Source organism: Bradyrhizobium sp. CCBAU 11361, assembly GCF_028128935.1.
GTDB classification, from domain to species: domain Bacteria; phylum Pseudomonadota; class Alphaproteobacteria; order Rhizobiales; family Xanthobacteraceae; genus Bradyrhizobium; species Bradyrhizobium niftali.
Window position 1 is genome coordinate 76,898 of record NZ_LBJZ01000175.1, and the last position, 16,668, is coordinate 93,565.

The 16,668-nt window shown below is 59.0% G+C and carries 13 protein-coding genes and 2 pseudogenes; 6 read left to right on the forward strand and 9 right to left on the reverse strand.

What is annotated here, in order from left to right; genetic code table 11:
- Position 1: 1 nt before the first annotated feature.
- Positions 2–991 (reverse strand): Bug family tripartite tricarboxylate transporter substrate binding protein, encoded by a 990-nt coding sequence (locus XI08_RS20695; protein WP_271575745.1) that lies wholly within the window; start codon positions 989–991, stop codon positions 2–4.
- A gap of 151 nt (positions 992–1,142) precedes the next feature.
- Here XI08_RS20695 and XI08_RS20700 point away from each other — a divergent pair, with 151 nt between their 5' ends.
- The gene (locus tag XI08_RS20700) at positions 1,143–1,685 is read left to right on the forward strand and encodes a helix-turn-helix domain-containing protein (protein WP_271575746.1); all 543 of its coding nucleotides are present in this window, start codon (positions 1,143–1,145) and stop codon (positions 1,683–1,685) included.
- Between the two features lie 17 nt (positions 1,686–1,702).
- Entirely contained in the window at positions 1,703–1,954 is a 252-nt protein-coding gene (locus XI08_RS20705; RefSeq protein ID WP_271575747.1) for a hypothetical protein, read from the forward strand.
- A gap of 54 nt (positions 1,955–2,008) precedes the next feature.
- On the opposite strand, the gene XI08_RS20710 is transcribed toward XI08_RS20705, so the two are convergent.
- Positions 2,009–2,941 (reverse strand): helix-turn-helix domain-containing protein, encoded by a 933-nt coding sequence (locus XI08_RS20710; protein WP_271575748.1) that lies wholly within the window; start codon positions 2,939–2,941, stop codon positions 2,009–2,011.
- A gap of 96 nt (positions 2,942–3,037) precedes the next feature.
- Between XI08_RS20710 and XI08_RS20715 the strand changes: the two genes are divergently transcribed.
- On the forward strand, positions 3,038–3,517 hold the full coding sequence (locus tag XI08_RS20715) for a YybH family protein (RefSeq protein ID WP_271575749.1): 480 nt from the start codon (positions 3,038–3,040) through the stop codon (positions 3,515–3,517).
- A 340-nt stretch (positions 3,518–3,857) separates the two neighbouring features.
- Here XI08_RS20715 and XI08_RS20720 read toward each other — a convergent pair whose 3' ends face one another.
- A complete protein-coding gene (locus XI08_RS20720; protein ID WP_271575750.1) occupies positions 3,858–5,951 on the reverse strand; it encodes a putative bifunctional diguanylate cyclase/phosphodiesterase in 2,094 nt (697 codons plus the stop codon).
- 395 nt (positions 5,952–6,346) lie between these two features.
- Positions 6,347–6,652 (reverse strand): DUF2254 family protein, encoded by a 306-nt coding sequence (locus XI08_RS20725; protein WP_333927815.1) that lies wholly within the window; start codon positions 6,650–6,652, stop codon positions 6,347–6,349.
- Here XI08_RS20725 and XI08_RS20730 point away from each other — a divergent pair.
- Positions 6,611–6,967, forward strand: coding sequence for a GAF domain-containing protein (locus XI08_RS20730; protein ID WP_271575752.1), 357 nt, complete (start codon positions 6,611–6,613; stop codon positions 6,965–6,967). The two genes, XI08_RS20725 and XI08_RS20730, sit on opposite strands and share 42 nt — an antisense overlap.
- A 1,310-nt stretch (positions 6,968–8,277) precedes the next feature.
- On the opposite strand, the gene XI08_RS20735 is transcribed toward XI08_RS20730, so the two are convergent.
- The 4 genes from XI08_RS20735 to XI08_RS20750 all read right to left on the reverse strand — a co-directional run bounded on the left by XI08_RS20735 (position 8,278) and on the right by XI08_RS20750 (position 13,877).
- The gene (locus XI08_RS20735) at positions 8,278–8,580 is read right to left on the reverse strand and encodes a plasmid stabilization protein (RefSeq protein ID WP_271575753.1); all 303 of its coding nucleotides are present in this window, start codon (positions 8,578–8,580) and stop codon (positions 8,278–8,280) included.
- Positions 8,581–8,815: 235 nt separating this feature from the next.
- Positions 8,816–10,048 carry an NAD(P)/FAD-dependent oxidoreductase gene (locus XI08_RS20740; protein WP_271575754.1) on the reverse strand — a complete coding sequence of 411 codons (1,233 nt, stop codon included), beginning with the start codon at positions 10,046–10,048 and terminating at the stop codon, positions 8,816–8,818.
- A 226-nt stretch (positions 10,049–10,274) separates the two neighbouring features.
- Positions 10,275–11,714, reverse strand: coding sequence for an FAD-binding oxidoreductase (locus tag XI08_RS20745; RefSeq protein WP_271575755.1), 1,440 nt, complete (start codon positions 11,712–11,714; stop codon positions 10,275–10,277).
- A 1,242-nt stretch (positions 11,715–12,956) separates the two neighbouring features.
- Positions 12,957–13,877, reverse strand: coding sequence for a PAS domain S-box protein (locus XI08_RS20750; RefSeq protein WP_271575756.1), 921 nt, complete (start codon positions 13,875–13,877; stop codon positions 12,957–12,959).
- Between the two features lie 165 nt (positions 13,878–14,042).
- Between XI08_RS20750 and XI08_RS20755 the strand changes: the two are divergent.
- Both XI08_RS20755 and XI08_RS20760 read left to right on the forward strand, forming a co-directional pair.
- A pseudogene (locus XI08_RS20755) lies at positions 14,043–14,522 on the forward strand (IS110 family transposase); the annotation flags it as partial.
- Between the two features lie 138 nt (positions 14,523–14,660).
- Positions 14,661–15,888: pseudogene (locus XI08_RS20760) on the forward strand (ISL3 family transposase); the annotation flags it as partial.
- An 81-nt stretch (positions 15,889–15,969) separates the two neighbouring features.
- Here the strand turns inward: XI08_RS20760 and XI08_RS20765 are convergent.
- Positions 15,970–16,650, reverse strand: coding sequence for a redoxin domain-containing protein (locus XI08_RS20765; protein WP_271575757.1), 681 nt, complete (start codon positions 16,648–16,650; stop codon positions 15,970–15,972).
- Positions 16,651–16,668 lie beyond the last annotated feature (18 nt).

Genomic DNA, 16,668 nt, shown 5'->3' on the forward strand with positions numbered 1-16,668 from the left:
GTTACTGGACCTTGATGCCGGCGTCGGCGACGACTTTGTGCCAGTGCGAAACCTGATCGCCGACCAGCCGGCCAAATTGCTCGGGCGTGCCGCCCGCCGGTTCGGCGCCGATCTTTGCAAGCGCCTCGCGCGCCGACGGCTTCTCCAGCACCTTGTTGATGGCAGCGTTGAGCCGCTCGACGGTTTCCTTCGGCGTGCCATGCTTGACCGCGAAGCCGGTCCAGTCCTCGACCACCAGTGAAGGATAGCCGGCTTCGACGATGGTCGGCACATCAGGAAGAAGTGGCACACGCTTCGGTCCGGTCACCGCAAGCGCCCGCAGCTTACCGGTCTTGATCAGGTCGACGACCGGCAACATGGTGATGAACATGAAGGCGTTGGTGCCGTTGAGCAGGTCGCCGATCGCTTGCGGGAATTGCGCATAGGGAACGTGCTGGGCACGCGTGCCGGTCTGCTGTTTGAATTGCTCGCCGATCAAGTGGGCGGGCGTGCCGAAGCCGCCGGACGAAAACGTCAGCTTGTCGGGCTGGCTCTTCAGCAATGCCACTAGGTCCGCGACCGTCTTGGCCTGCACCGAGGGGTTCACCACCAGCACGTTGTAAGAGACTGTCGCCTTGATGACCGGGTCGAAATCCTTGTCCAAATTAAACGAGATGTTCGGGACCAGCGAGGGTGCTGCAACCGACGGCACCGACATCGCATAGAGGCTGTTGCCGTCCGCCGGCTGGGTCAGGACATCGGTCGCCGCGATGGTGGTCACGCCGCCGGGCCGGTTCTCGACGATGACGCGCCAGCCTTCGGCTTCCGTCAGTTCCTTGGAGACGATGCGGCTGATGATGTCGGGCGGCGTACTGGCCGAGAACGGCGCCACGAAACGAATCGTGCCCGTTGGGAACGAGGTCTGCGCTGATACTTTTGATCCTGAGGCTGCGAGCAGGGCCACGGTCGCGACGGACAATGAGGCGCTGCGGAAGAACAGGTGGGGTCTCATGGAAGTCTCCATCAAACGCTGAAATTTCGATGCCAATTCCAAAGTGCAACCTGCAGGCACGCCACCTTCTGACGCGCTATCTGGATTTGCCACAAAAATCGGCCTATGTTTCACAGTGTGGAATGATGCGTTCCACATTGTGGAATGGAGAATGGCGGTGGCGGGTCCGAAAATCATCAAGAGCCTGGAGCGGGGCCTTCGTGTCCTGCAGGCTCTGCAGATGCAGCCCGATTCCTCGCTGCATCAGCTTTACGTCTTCACTGGTATCTCCAAGCCAAGCCTGCTCCGCATTCTTCACACGCTGGCGCGGTCCGGCGTGGTCACCCGGCGGCTTGCGGATGGGCGTTATCGCATCGGCGCGACGCTTTCGCGCGCGCCGTCACGCCGGGAGCGTCGCGATCGGATCGCGGAAGCCGCCGCTCCGGTGCTCGAGCGGCTGTGTCGGCGCGTTTCGTGGCCATCGGATCTCATGGTGCCGGCGGGAGACCACATGGAAATCCGCGAGACCACCCGTGCGCGCAGCCCGATCCTGTTGCAAGAGGAAAGGGTCGGTCTGCAGGTGAACTGGTTGCTGACCGGTGTTGGACGAGCCTATCTGGCCTATTGTCCGGCTAAGGAACGGCAGGAGATCATCGAGATGCTGCGGACTTCGAACAAGGCCGAAGATCGTCTGGCGGAGAGCCCGCGCGTCTGAACACGATTCTCGCGGAAGTGCGAGCACGCGGCTACGCAACGCGCGACCCTACCCATGTCGGCGGCTGGTATGGCAAGCCACCGCATGCGGACGGCCTGATCTCGATTGCTGTTCCCCTGCGCGATGGCGCGCGCGTTCTGGGGTCGATCAACATCGTCTGGCTCAGGACCGCCTTTTCGGTGGAGGTCTTCGCCGCCCGGCATCTCGAAGAGCTTCAGGACGCTGCAGCGGAAATTGTCAGTTCGGTGCGAGGTCGCAGAGCGCGCTGAGGCCGGCTTTTGGTTCAGAACGGCTCTCTCACCCGTTGAGCAGTGAAGACGGTATCAGCCTGATTGAGCGCCCGGGAACTTTGCTCGAAAGTCAAGCGGACGCATCCCTCCGTGCCGTCTGAAAAACTTCACGAAGTTCGTTGGCTCGCTGAAGCCTAGCTCCGCGGCAATTGCTTCCACCGTGAGGCCGGTGTGTGCCAGCAAGCGTTTCGCTTCCAAGATCAGGCGTTGCTCTATCAGAGCTTTGGGTGAGGAACCACACGCCATCGTGCAAGCTCGGCGGAGTGACTTCGCTGAACATCCAATAGCTTCCGCGTAATCTTCAACGATCCGCGTTTGTGCGAACTTCGCGTCGACAGCTCGACGGAATCTCCGGAACGTCCTGCGATGACTATCCGTCATGGAGGGCGCGTCGCTCTTGCCGTAATAGCCTGCGATCGTCAGGAGCATCGCGTAGAGGAGGTGCTGGAGGATAGCGGCCGATAGCTTCGAGCCATCGGCTTTATGATATGCCCGCTTTATGGCCGACATGACGCTGACGACGCTCTCCAACGCATCAGGCCGTAGGTCCGTGACGTCTTCGGGGACGATATCATCGATCAAGGTTCCAAAAGCCGCTCCGTCCGCCGCTGAAGACCCGGGAAAGATGAATTCTGACGTGAACAGCAGGATATCCGCCTCCAGTTTTTGCCCAAGGACGAACTGCTGAACTTGACCTGGGCGAGCATGGACAAGCGTACCTGCCTTGCACCTCACACGGCGAAAATCGAGGAAGTGATCTCCGCTGCCAGCAGTAAATAGTATCAACAGATGGAAACCGGGCCGCTGTGGCGAGGCAAAGTGACTGGGCGATACGCGTCCCAAAAGGTCAGACAAGCGCAATGGTTCGATGCCAAGCTTCGGAAACTTGGGATTGTTGTACTCGACTCCGAATATCGACTGTTCCGACAAACCTTTCACGGCGCACGCATGTCCGTTTTTGACCATCGATTGGTATCAGCTTGACCTGTCGAGACACAACGGGGGCAGGCATGGTAGATCGCAGAAATCCGGGCCTAACTGCATCTTTTTCAGGAGAAGGCGATGATCTGGAGCTTTTCCCTACGGCAATTAGTGATCGCCACCGCTCTCATTTTCATTTTCGGAACGGTCAATCTCCACGCAGAGCAAAAGTCCGACATCGAAGCTGTCACTGCGGCCAATCTAGCTTTCGATACGGCCCTTTCAGCTCGCGACATTAATGCGATGGAAAGGGTTTGGGCGGCTGAGCCCTACGTCATTGCCGTGCATCCATCCAGCAAAATTTTGATTGTCGGATGGGACGCGGTTCGCAAGAGCTGGGAGGGGACTTTTGCTCGCTTCGCCGAGATTTCAGTATCGATGAAAGAGCCGCAAATTCATGTCGCCCAGAACGTGGCATGGGTTGTCGGAATTGAGAGTGCTGAAGGGAAGTTCAAGAATGGGGATGCCGTGAGCTTCACGGCCTTCACAACCAACATGTACGAAAAACGGGATGGACGTTGGTTCATGGTGTTGCACACCACGTCACGAGTTCCGCAATAGCGCAACAACACGTGCGCTGCGGCGGACCTGTCAGACCGCGCACTTCAGCTCATGGCTGATCACGACATACTGCGCTGCCGCACGAATTTGGTCGCTATAGGAGCAAAGCGGACGTAGTCACCAGTCACATGATGCCGCCGGGTTTATAGGTACACGGCCTACAAGCCGCCGTCTGATGTCCCCAGGCGGCGGCTTTGTGTTCAATGACGATCCTACGCCGAGACTCTCGTCGCGAATTCGCGATCGTCACGCTCGTGCACTGGCAGTCCTGCGCTAGAATATCGACCGAGAAGATTACCTTCCATTCGTCTCGCAGAATCGAGCGGAGGACGCATATGACTCACGCCATTCGCAAGTACCCTTCGCGATGCGTAAACAGCAATGCCTCGAACGCATCTGCAGGCAGCGGCTTCGAAAACAAGTAGCCTTGTAACTCCCGACAATTCTCAAGGCGGAGAAACGTCGCTTGAGCAAGTGTCTCGACGCCTTCGGCTGTGACCTCGAGGTTCAGATTGCGAGCCAATGCCATGATCGATCGTATGATCGCAGAATCTTCCGGCGCGGAATCGACGGACGCCTTTCGTACGAAGCTGCGATCAATCTTGATGCGCGTCAACGGATAACTTGTAAGACAACTCAACGAGGCGTAGCCGGTACCGAAATCATCGAAGGCAATGCTCACTCCCATCGTTTTGAGTTCTCTCAAAGGCGAGAGCAACGTCTCGTCCTGGAGAAGCGCAATGTTCTCTGTTATCTCCAGCTCCAATGCCTGCGGCGGCAATCCGCTCTGACGCAGAGCATCCTTGACGTCCTGAAGCAGCGTTCCTTGGCGAAAGTGGACGGCGAAGAGGTTTACCGCGACCCTCAGATCACGTGATGTCTTCCTACGCCAAGAGACAGCATTTCGGCAAGCCGTCGTCAAAATCCACCGTCCGACCTCAAGGGAAATCGCACTCTCGGCAAGCGCTTCGATAAATGCGGCGGGCGCTATCATGCCGCGTGTGGGATGTTGCCACCGAAGCAACGCTTCTGCGCCGACGATTGAAGCGTCGGTGGTGCGAACCTGGGGTTGAAAGTGCAGAATGAATTCATTGTTGATCCACGCGCGGCGGAGCTCATTATCAAGAACGCGGCGTGACTCTGCCTTGGCCCGCAGTGTTGGAACGAACATCCTGATACGCTGCCCACCAGCACTTTTTGCGCTGTGCAGGGCGAGATCGGCATTCGCGAGCAGACTGTCGGCATCAGAGCCGTCGGCAGGCGCAATGGCAACTCCGACACTCGCGGCCAGGAATAGTTCATGTCCTTCAATTTCGAAGCGGCTCGCTAGCTTGTTGATTTTTGTCTCGGCGATCCCGTTCGCAAAGATGGGATTGCCGCAATTGCACATGAGCAAAGCGAATTGATCACCCCCCAGCCGGTACACCCGCTCTGCATCGTCTGAGGCCGCGATCCGTTCGGCAACCTCCTGTAACAATTTGTCACCGACCGAATGACCGAGCGTATCGTTGATGTCCTTGAACCTATCCAGCCCGATCACCGCGATTGCGTGGCTTGAGCCTGTCGCAGCACATTCATCAAGCATCGCCTTCAGGTCGGCCGCAAGACTGATCCGATTCGGGAGCCCGGTAAGTTGGTCAAAATGGGCGAGCCGCCACAGTTTCTCCTCACCAGCCTTCTGTTCGGTCATATCCCGACCGACAAAGAAGTGCCTCTGCTCGGGCTCGGACCAGACGCCCGACCAGGCGATCGGAACGTGTCGGCCGTCTTTGTGAATATATCGGCATTGAAAATTGCGTGTCTGTTGGCCCTGCCGTGCCAACCTCATTTCGCGGCGCGTGTTGTCGAGATCATCAGCAACGATAAAGTCCCGACCAGTGCGTCCGATCATATCTTCAGGGCTGTAGCCGATCGTGGCGAGCGAGCTTGGACTGACTCGCGTAAAGACGCCGCGGCGGTCGGTGGAAAGAATAAGGTCGAGCGAAGTTTCGAATAGTCGCCGTCGCTCTTCAGATTCCTTGCCAAGCGCCTCTGTCTTTTGCCTAATCTCTGCCTCTGCCTCCTGCCGCTCCTTCGATGCTCGTGGAATCCATCGAAAGACAATTAAGACAAGGACAGCGCACGCGGCGATCACATTGACGATCTTCGGAATAATCAGCAAGCTCGGATTGCCAAGCACGCCCACGATCGATGCGGGGAAGATTCCATACTGTCCGCCGAAGTACAACCCGAAGTAAAGGTTCTCCGCAATATTGCGGATTGTATCGATAATCAGCACCACCAAGAGCAACCGAACTGCTCCGAATGTGGAGGGATTCCGCTTATAGGCAATCGCGACAGTTGCAAGCACCGCAAGCCACAGCGATATGATGAGCCAATAAATCAGAGCCGCTGCGAGCGACATTTGCGAACCGAACCGTTGAAGATGCTTCAATTCTTCCGATCATCGCAAAGACTTCTCGATACTAGATTAAATGACCCTCGCAACCTTTGCGATAGAGTTTACGCTTTATTAATTTGGTTCTGGCGGATGCACGCTCACGCCGAAGAGTGCAACGTCGATTGCCTGTGGCCTTATACTAACGCAGCTGTCCCGAGATAACCGAGTGGACCACGATTTTTCATTGCTACAAAGCCATGATGGCGGTCCCGAACGTCGTGCAAATGAGCGGGCGATGTGATGCGACGGCTGGCGTCGTCGAACAACGAGAGCGGCATGACGCTGAAGCGTTGCAACACGCAGCGTGTCGCGCTGGAGGCTGACCACGGCAGTCAGCACGTCCAGGATCCGGATCAACACCGCAGTGCTGTTTGATCCGGTCTGCCGGATCATGTGAACATCGCATCCACGAGTCCATCGCAAACGACGCTCGGGACGACCAGCACCGGACGGCCCCGATCGATCATTACGCCCGTAGGCAAATGCAACGGGACAAGCTCGCAGAGCGCCGCGCCGAGGCGATCGATGACGCTGATCGCCGTGAGGGGGTCGTTCTTGCCCGGCGACGACGCACGGACTGCGACTTCAACAAGCTGCCTGACGGCAAACTGAGCTCCCGCGTAGACCGCGAACACGCGATCTGCAACTACGTTGTGGCTAACGAGCAAATGCTGGTGGTTTCGGATATTGAGCACGACCCGCGCTTTGCCGATAACGAGACGATCGTGCAATGGAACATGCGCTTCTGTGCTGGCACACGGCTACGCGCAGCCGACGATCTGATAATCGGCGCACTATGCGTTCTCGACTCCGAACCCCGGACGTTGGGAGAAAATGGCGTCGCATTGCTTGAAGCGATGGCCGCCGATATCGCGTGCCCAAGGCGGTTGCCGGTTGGTGTTGGGCGCAGCGTGCGGCCCACAATTTCAGTTCGACCCCGAATGCGGATCGCGAACAAGCCTGTCCGACTGGCGCAACAGGCGCACGGTCTTGAACGGAACATGCCCTGACCCTGACACTGAGCAGCGGCACGCTCGTGCTGCTGCATCGACTGGAAGAAGCCGACCGGCGGCTTGAGCAGGCGCTCGCACTTGATCCGTGGCTGGCATATGCGTGGATCCGCCGCCGATGGCGACGGCGCTATTCGCGAACTGAGAATCGCACTTCATCTGATGCCGTTCGAGCCGCTGCGCCACATCACGTGCATCGGAATGGGCTGCGTTCACTTTGCCGCCGAGCGGTATGATCGGTCGGCAAAGTGGATCAAAGGTGGTGTGGAGGCGTACCCGGAATCTCATTGGGCCCAGAGAATTGCAGTAGCGGCGGTTGCCTTGACGGGAGCGCGGGCAGAAGCTCGCCGGATGGGGCGGCAGCTCATTCGAAAGGACCCCGGTTTGACAGTTTCCGAGGCCCGACGTGCGTGGCCATTTACCCCAAGTTTTATGTCCCGCCTCGGCGATGGAATGGAGATCGCGGGATTGCCCCAAGCCAGAAAGCGAGCGATGGTGCCAAGCGGGACAGGCGCGTGCACCGGTCCGTTAATGATGAGACTTTTGTGCCTGCTTCGCCTGCTGTGCGGGGTGCTTGGGCGGGGTGCTTGTACTGGGCGGTTGGAGGCTTCGGCTCGGTTGGCTGACTTACCGGAAAGATCTCGCGCATGTATGCGGCGAGCATTCCGGATTGTGGTCACCCAGGGCGGCCCTTTCGCTTTCAGAAACTCCTATTGCGACGGACTCCTGAGACAAACATCGCAGCACGAATCGCCTTCGCTTGCAGGCCTGCCGCATAGGTCCATATTCTCCGTGCCACCGCAGGCATTTGCCGGCATCGATCAATGTCCGAGGTGTCGCGATCCATCCCGACACCCGCGCGAGGAACACTTTGGCCCGCGGCGAGTCCTGAAAGCTATGTCGATCCTCGTTTGCGTTTGGATCGAGTATGGACAAAGCGGCCGCCTATGCGATCTCAGCCTTAATCGTCGGCGTCGGCGCATGGATCCTTATTGCCGGCCTAAGCTCCAGCGCGCCCGCTTTCTGGACCTGCGTCGCTCTTATCCCCATAGCGATCGGGTTCCTGAGCGCTTTTGGGCCCAAGTAGCAATCAATTCCTTTCGGGCGCCTTCGCGTGTCCAGCACCATCGATGATCGATTTGTCAGCAAGACGCGTACGGCGCGGCGCCGACAGCCAAGCGTCGGCCGGGCGGGATAGGCCGACTGGGTCGACCTTCCCGTTGGAGTTTTTCCTATCCGCCTCCTCTTGGTACCGACCGAAACCTCACGGCCTGACCTTGCAGCGCGACAGCAGATATCCGCGTCGGTTGCTATGCAGCATGTCGCTTGCGGGTACGGGCGGCTTTTTTGGCGGAGCGCGATCGTTCGGCCGCCGGCCGGCTCGCCGATGCCCGCCCGCCGAGTTTTCCGCCCTTTCGGAAGGGGGAGTGATCTTCCGTCTTTCCCCTTCCTGACCCGCTTTTCTTGCCGCCATGGGTTTCCTTGTTGACGGTTGCCCAGGCTCGCCTTTCAGCTTCATCTTCGGGCACACCGCGACGTTCGTAGCCCTCCTCTATGTGTTCGGCTTGTCGTTTCTGTTTGTTCGTATAGCTGGATTTGTCACCACGAGGCATGAGAGCACTCCTGTCGTTCCTCTTGAAAGCGGAAACGACATTCGGGATGCACGGTTCCCGCACTGACACCTTGGCTAGCCTTGGGAAAAGGCGGCGTCACCGATGCGGCGCCGCATCGGAGTCTCCCGCTGCTTCAGCGCAGGAAGAGGGACTGCAACGGATGACGGTCGGCTTTCATGGCCGCCGTTGGCATGCCAAGCCGCGTCGCGGTCGAACAGGCCATATTCGCTGGACCTTACGTCGGCCGTCCATGTAGCCCGGGCTCCTCGGCAACCGCCATGATTTCGCGGACGTTTTCCCTCGAGAAGAACTCAGAAGGTGAGACGGTCCCAGCATTCATCTGCGCAAAGCCGTCCATGGCTCCCTGATTGCCGCAGATTGCGCCGAATAGCTGCTGCATCTCAACCGGAGGCGGCTCCAGCGTCGCGAGTTGGCAGGTGAAATCGTACATCGGCAAGACCCCGGCGTCGCGGGCCCGATGGTAATCACCCATCACCGCCTCGAACGACCGAGTCCCAGTGAGGCATTCATCCAATGCAGCGGCACATCGTTCGGCATCGCGGAAGGCGTCGTTGATGCCTTGTGCCGTGATCGGGTCCTTAAGGTAACTGGCGTCACCTATGAGCACCCAACCTCGGCCGTAAGGCTTCCGGAAGAAGTTAGGCGTTGGGGCGCCGACCAACCGCCCCTCACGCTTTGCACTGCCCAGACGATCCGCAAACTCAGGCGCAAGCTCAAACAGCTTGAGATAGTTGGCTTCAATGTTCGTCTTGTTGGTCGTATATTCAGCGTAGGGCCACCCTCCGACGACCATCGTCAGGCCGTCATGGGTTTGCGCCGCCGCAAAACCCCGGTTGGGACGGATATAGGTTTCGAATCTGCCGTTCATCGGAAGACCGCTCCAGTAGGCATAATAAGGAGCGAGCAGTGGCGGCCTCTGGTTGTACTTCTCCGGCCGGACCGTCTCTGCAACGATTGAGTTCCGCCCATCCGCCCCAACGACGAGGTCGGCATGTTCGGTAATGACGTCGCCCCGTTTCGACCGGCCCTTGATCCCGATGGCGCCTCCGTCTTCCATCAGGATCTCCTCGACCGTAAAATCCTCTCGGGTTTCAACGCCGGCTTCAGCCGCAGCATCCACGAGCAGCTTGTCGAGAACAGTACGCCGGGGACAGTACGCAACCGGCGCATCCTGCGTGCCGGGCGCGCCGGCGATCGTGAATGGACCGAAGTTGAAGGCATATGTATCGATCGGCGCGATCCCAGTTTTGAGAAGGCGATCGAGCAGCCCCCATCTCGAGAGCGCGGCTACGGCGAGGGGCTGTACGACGTGAGTAGAAAGCGTGTCGCTGGGGAAGCTCGCGCGGTCGACCATCAGAACACGGTAGCCTCTGCGCGCCAAAAGCATTGCCATTGGCGATCCGGCGCAGCGCGCTCCGACGACGATTGCTTGATATGCCTTGCCCATTTCTGCAACCCTCTTAGCCGTTATGTCCCGGTTTGATTTTCCCCACGCGCATTGTGAATAGAGAACGTTCCACTGAGCCGATGTTGGCGCCAAGCCGCTCCCGCATCGATCGCGAGGTGGCCGACGTCAAGAACCTTCCGCGGGTGGCCGACGGCCTGGGCTCTGATCATCTTGAGACCATCAACTGTCAGACGAGATGGCTCCGCGGCGGTCCGTCCTCTTTCCCTCAGGCCACCGATCGCTGTGCGGACGGCCGGACGTTCTGGTTCAACCGGAATAAATTGCCAGGATCGTATTTCGACTTCAGCGCCATGAGATGCGCGTAGTTCGTACCGTATGCACTGGACACGCGATCGGCCTCGTCCTCGGGCATGAAGTTGACGTAGACGCCGCCGGTTGCATGAGGTGCCGCTTCTGTGAAGAGCTTCCGCGCCCATTCGATCGAGCGCTGCGTGTCCGCCGGCTCGCGCCACCGCGTATGGACATTCATCGCAAAATTCGCGTTGCGATGCGGATAAGCCGTTGCGTCAGGCGCTACACGGCCAGCCTCCCCGCCAAGCTGCCCGATGAAGATTTCGCACTCTTCGGTCGGAAGTTGCGCAACCTGGCTGACGAGGACATCCAGGAGGCCGTCGCTGAGCTCGACGAAGTTATGCGACTTCCAATAGTTGCAGGCACCCGGCGTCAGCAACGGGTCGAACGCACTCTGCCATGCGATGAAGGGTTGCATGCCGACCACGTCGGCAATGGGTGTTCCGAGCCCGCGCAGCGGCTCCAATGCCTGGTTGCCGCCGCGCTCATCGCCAACGTAGCAAACCGCAAAGACGAGGATTTCCTTGCCGTGAACGTCAGCCGGCAGGAAGGGAAGCGGTGGGGCCTTCCTGAGGACCACCCACTGCGTGAGTTCGTCGGGCGCATTGGCTGCGGCCTGGCGATAGCCGGCGAGAAGCTCTCTTGCCCGAGCAAAGGGATGGACAATCAGACCGGACAGCACGTTGGGGCCGACGGGGTGCAGGCGGAATTCGAACGAACTCACGACGCCGAAATTGCCGCCGCCTCCGCGCAGGGCCCAGAACAAGTCGGGGTTCTCGGTGGCGCTCGCCTGCACCAGCTTGCCGTCGGCAGACACTACGTCGGCTGAGATGAGATTGTCGACTGCCAGCCCGAACTTGCGGCTGAGCCACCCGAAGCCACCGCCAAGTGTCAGCCCCGCCACGCCAGTTGTCGAATTGATGCCGAGCGGGGTCGCCAGCCCGAAGGCCTGTGCCTCTCTGTCGAAATCGCCGAGGGTAGCACCGGGTTCGACGCGCGCGGTGCAGCTAACGGGATCGATCCGCACGCCACGCATCAGCGAGAGGTCGATCAAGAGACCTCCCTCGCATACGGCATTCCCGGCAATGTTGTGGCCGCCTGCCCGCACCGCAAGCAGAGCACCGTGCTCACGTGCAAAAGATACGGCGCGCATGATGTCGGCGGCGCCTCTGCAGCGGACCACTGCGCTGGGCTGGCGGTCGATCATCGCATTCCAGATCGTGCGGGCCTCATCGTAGCCTGCTTCACCAGGAAGGCAAACCTTGCCTCGCAGCGTTTCGCGGAAAGCGGCTAAGGTGTCACTTCCAACGACAGTTGCCCCGCCCTGCAGCGAGGCCAGCCGGATCTCCGTCATGGCGTTCCTCCAAAAGGTACGGTTGTGTCAATTTCGGTAGTTGATAGTTCCACTGCTCCGACGACGTCAGCAATCGATCGTCGCTCGTGAGGCCGGCAGGAAGAGTTCGCCTCTTCGCCGATCGTTCCACCGAACGGGAATTTCCGCTTGGACGTAAGTCCCTGTGCCGGCAGAAAGGTTCACGGAGGTTGCGGGGTTGAATACGACTGGTTGGCATGGAACTTCGGCTAGCTCTCGCATTGAACCGCAATCAGCCCCTCAAAGTAGTACCGGAAGCAGCAACCGTGACGTGCGCGTACAGTACCCGTACTCGGGCAACGAACGGGGCAATCTGCTGGACGAAACGACGTCAGTCGCGAAACAAGAGAGTCTGTTTCCGGGATTTGAGCAGACGCCCCACTCGGCTGTCTTCACCGACGCTCGCGGCGCTCAGCTCCATTTCGGGGACGTCGGTTTCATTCGAATGGGATCACGGGAGCAATCGCATGGGTATTGCCTGAGGCAACCCACACTCGGTCGTCACGTTCCGTGTACCATCGACCCATGCGACTGGGCGGTTGGCCGGATAACGGGATTAGCCTGCGTCAAGCCAGACAGCGCCGAAAACCAGGATCCCGCCCAAAACAACGATCCAACCGACTGACGTGGCGATAGCCCATACCCGCGTCGACATCGAAGGCTACGGCTCGCAAAAATGAAGCAACACGAAGAGACCGCTGGCGCTGGACAGCGGCCTCTTCCGGCCCGGATTGAAATTTCTTGGAGGTGAAATCCCGCCCCGGGTCCGCGCCTATCAAGCACCAGCGAGGCGCTGTTGTGGAGTCGAAATGCGGGCTGGACCTAACGGAACAATTGTGATGTTGCGAGCGCGATACACAACCGTGCCTGACCAATCTTTCTGTCGCTGAAATCATCGCCGCGGTTGGTAGCGGCTCTCACGCCTGCGATCGGCACGATCATGGGGCCACGACACAAACACTGCGCCGCTCGTTCTTAAAATTCATGCGAGCGACGTTGGTTCTACCGCTGATATAGGTCATGGAAAATCCAGACGACCGAAATTTGCCTGGGAGCGCAAGGTTTTCATGGTCCAGAAGCAGTAGCCCGCCTCAGCAAGGCAGAAGCGGACGCTCGACGATGCTCCGGTGATCAACAGCAAACATCCTCACACCGGAAGTGTAATTTCGCAAACAAGCCCTTCATTACGCCAGTCAAAACGAACTTCCCCCTTTTGCTGGACGATCATTTGCTGGATGATGCGGCTACCAAGTCCCTTTTGCGTAGGCTCCTGCGCGCCGGGGCCACCCTTTCCATCCAGCGTAGTCGCAATAGTCCGTCAGCGTGAGACCATTCCAGGCGCACTTGGCCGTCGGACGTGGATAAAGCACCATATTTCGCGGCGTTGGTCGCTAACTCATGTAACGTTATCGCAACTGCCTGAGCAGCGTCTGGCGCTAACAGCGTTTGTGGACCGTCTGTGATCGTTCGCTTCCAATCGAAATAAGGAGCTAACTCCTGTGTGGCAATCGCCGATATCTCCGCACCGATCCAACGCGTTGCGGCGAAAAGCGAGCAAACATTTGCAAGCGCCTGGATGCGTCCAGTGATTATCTCTTTGAGGCCTTTTGGCGAGTTCGACTGAGAAAGATTGACCGTTGCCATCGCGTTCGCAAGTAAGTTCTTGCTGCGGTGCTCTGCCTCGCGTGCCAGAGCCACGATCAACTCCTGATTTTTCTTCTGCTCGGTAATATCTCTCGCAATCTTTGATGCACCGACGACTTTTCCGTTCGCATCCTTGACAGGAGAGACGGTCAGCGACACGACAATCAAGCTGCCGTTCTTGCGTTGCCGAACAGTCTCAAAGTGTTCGATGCGCTCACCTCGTCGGATGCGGGTTAAAATCTCTCGTTCTTCGCTTTGCCGATCCTGAGGGATCACAAGCGTAATCGGCTGACCAATTGCCTCGGCAGCAGAGTAGCCGAAGATGCGCTCAGCACCGCTATTCCAGCTTGTAATGATGCCATCGAGATTTTTGCTAACAATCGCGTCGTCGCTGGACTCGATTATCGAAGCCAGCCAACGCAATCGTTGCTCGCTTTCGCGAAGCGCCGCTTCGATCTCGATCGGTGTGGGCCTAATTCCCAACTTGTTTTTCTGCCTCACAGCGAACCCACCCCTGACGCCACCCACTCAATGCGACACTATAGCATTGTAATGGACTAGATGCGGTAATGGTCCCTGCTCCGAGCAAGGGGGCATGATGGTGGCTGTCCCCCGATAGATGTCACGACGTGAGTCGGCCCAAGCATCTGGAGACGGAGGACAGCCGTGGAGAACTATGCCGGAATCGATGTGTCATTGGAACTGTCGAGCGTTTGCGTTGTGGATGCCCAGGGTAAAATCCTGAAGGAGGCGAAGGTCGCCAGCGAACCGGACGCCTTGGTTGAATTTTTTTAAGACGCTCGGCTTTGCAGTGAAGCGGATCGGGCTGGAGGCTGGGCTGCTTTCCAATGGCTGCATGCGGGCCTGAAAGATGCAGGCTTCGAAACGGTGCTGCTGGAAACGCGGCACGTGAAGGCTGCACTATCGGTGATGACGGTCAAGATGGATCGCAAGGATGCCCGCGGGATAGCCCAGTTGATCCGGATGGGATGGTTCCAGCCGGTACACGCAAAGTCGGCCGGTGCACAGGAGATCCGGGCACTCCTGATCGCACGCAAACAGCTTCTCGGACGGCTGATCGATGTGGAATTAAGTATTCGGGGGATTTTGCGTGGCTCTGCACGATTGGGTGGTTACTTGGCCAGGGCCGCCGATCCGCCACCCTGAAATGTTGTCATCTGGCGCGGAGTTTCCAGACTCACCGATATCGAACTCGGCGCCGAAATCGAGCGGCTGGAAATGTGGGTAATTGAAAGCTTCGCCGAAGGGGTACTGGATCCATCGGCGCGACGTACGACGAGGCTGGACTCTATCGTTCATCACCTCGGCTTGGCGCTTGGCGGTAGACCGGCAGCAGACTTCGCAAGGCGGCTGATGCTGCCAGTGAGTAAGGATACTCTCCTGCGCGTAGTCGGACGCCGTCACCGGCCCCCGGCTGACCCGCTTAAGGTTATCGGCATTGATGATTGGGCGCGGCGGGTACGCCAGCATCATCTGCAACCTGGAAAGGCGCCGGATCGTCACTCTGCTACCAGATCGTGAGCCCGCGACAGCCCAAGCCCGGCTCGCCGGTCATCCCACGATCGCTATCGTCGCTCGCGATCGCGGCGGGGGATATGGAGAAGCTGCGGCAACGGCTCTCCCGCAGGCGGTACAGGTCGCAGATGGTTGGCATTTGATGGAGAACGTGTCGGCCTTCCTCGACGTCGATGCGCCAGATCCGCAGCGCAATCGTGGCGACGACCATCGATCCCAAACTGTTCAGCGCGGCTGAGCGCCTGCAGTATGAAGAATATCTTCGCCGCGAAGAGACCAATGCGACGATCTTGGCCCTGTCGAAAAGCGGAACGGCGATTAAGCAGATCGTGCGCCAGACTGGTCATAGCAGGAAGCTGGTTTGTCAGGTGATCCGTGGCGAACGCCACGATGTCTTCCGGACCCGGCAGAGTTCGCTCGATCAGCACCTGCCATGGCTCGACGACCAATGGGCCGCCGGCCGCCGAAACGGCGCTGAACTTTGGCGGCGCCTAAAGGCGCGCGGCTTCCGAGGCTCTCTTCGTGTCGTCGCAGAATGGGCAACACGCAGGCGGCGGGCCGAAAAGGCCGACTCACAAAACTTTCACCGGATCCCGTCGGCCAGAACGATCGGTCGTCTCATGACGATTGTACGTGATATCTCGAAGGCAGAAGACGGTCACTGTCGCGGCGATCGAAGCTGGCGTGCCAACCCTGATCGAGGCACGCGAGATCATCGCTGAATTCCATTTGATGATCAGGGCGCAGAGCCGCCGCCGAGTTGTCACCGTGGATCGAGCGCGCTCGCGCCAGTTTCGTTGCCTCATTTGTCCGCGGCGTTACGAATGACGAAGCGGCGGTTCGGTCGGCGATCACCTTACCTCGGTCCAACGGACAGACGGAGGGGCAGATCACCCGCCTCAAACTCGTCAGGCGGCAAATGTACGGCCGCGGCAAAATCGATCTGCTCCGGGTCAGGCTAATCGGCGCAGAATAAAGTGGAGCTGCACCAAGATTGCGTCAGAGCCTGCGTTGGACGCCGAATTTGGGGGCAAACGGCTCGCCGATTTACAGAGCGTTAGCCGGCCACCTGCGAGGCAGCCGACATCAATTCCTGCGGGCTCGGCGCCGCGAACATGCGCTGGCCACCTTCAGGAACCTCGGTAAAGGTCCAGCGGACGATCCCCTCGCGATCGATCAGGAACTGCCCGAATAGCTGGCCCTGGCCGGTTGCTGCCATGCGCTGATCCGCCTCCGTTAGCTCGTAACCGTCCTTGTTGTTGAGGTACTCGGCAGCCGCCAAACGATTCATCGGTCCGGACAATTCTCCGGGCAGGTCAACCTGCATGCTCATGACCACATCCATGCCGACCTTGCGCGGCCACTCGGTTTCCTTCTCCGTGAACTCGATATTGGGCAGGCCGAACGCGCGGTGCGAGAGCCGCTCGGGATCGGACGCGGCGAGCAGATTGGGCAATGGATGATAGCGGAAGTAGAGCCGCGCGCGCTCGATCGGCGTATTGACGACCGTGAGGCTCTCGACGCCCTTGACGCGCAGAGCCACGTCAAGTTGCGCCTGTGCCGCGATATGGCGCCGGCAGAATGGGCAGTGCAGGCCTCGATACATGCCGACCAATATCGGACTATGCCCGCGAAAATCTTCGAGCGAGATCTTTCCGTCGCGTGTGATGGCGTCCAGCACGATGTTCGGTGCACGGTCGCCCGGCTGAAGCGGTCCATCGACTTGATGTTCTGACATGATTGAACTCCGTCAAAT

Coding starts and splice junctions, on each gene's coding strand:
- XI08_RS20695 (WP_271575745.1), bottom strand. CDS start 991: ATGAGACCCCACCTGTTCTTCCGCAGCGCCTCATTGTCCGTCGCGACC.
- XI08_RS20765 (WP_271575757.1), bottom strand. CDS start 16,650: ATGTCAGAACATCAAGTCGATGGACCGCTTCAGCCGGGCGACCGTGCA.
- XI08_RS20740 (WP_271575754.1), bottom strand. CDS start 10,048: ATGGGCAAGGCATATCAAGCAATCGTCGTCGGAGCGCGCTGCGCCGGA.
- XI08_RS20735 (WP_271575753.1), bottom strand. CDS start 8,580: ATGCCTCGTGGTGACAAATCCAGCTATACGAACAAACAGAAACGACAA.
- XI08_RS20745 (WP_271575755.1), bottom strand. CDS start 11,714: ATGACGGAGATCCGGCTGGCCTCGCTGCAGGGCGGGGCAACTGTCGTT.
- XI08_RS20700 (WP_271575746.1), top strand. CDS start 1,143: ATGGCGGTGGCGGGTCCGAAAATCATCAAGAGCCTGGAGCGGGGCCTT.
- XI08_RS20710 (WP_271575748.1), bottom strand. CDS start 2,941: ATGGTCAAAAACGGACATGCGTGCGCCGTGAAAGGTTTGTCGGAACAG.
- XI08_RS20715 (WP_271575749.1), top strand. CDS start 3,038: ATGATCTGGAGCTTTTCCCTACGGCAATTAGTGATCGCCACCGCTCTC.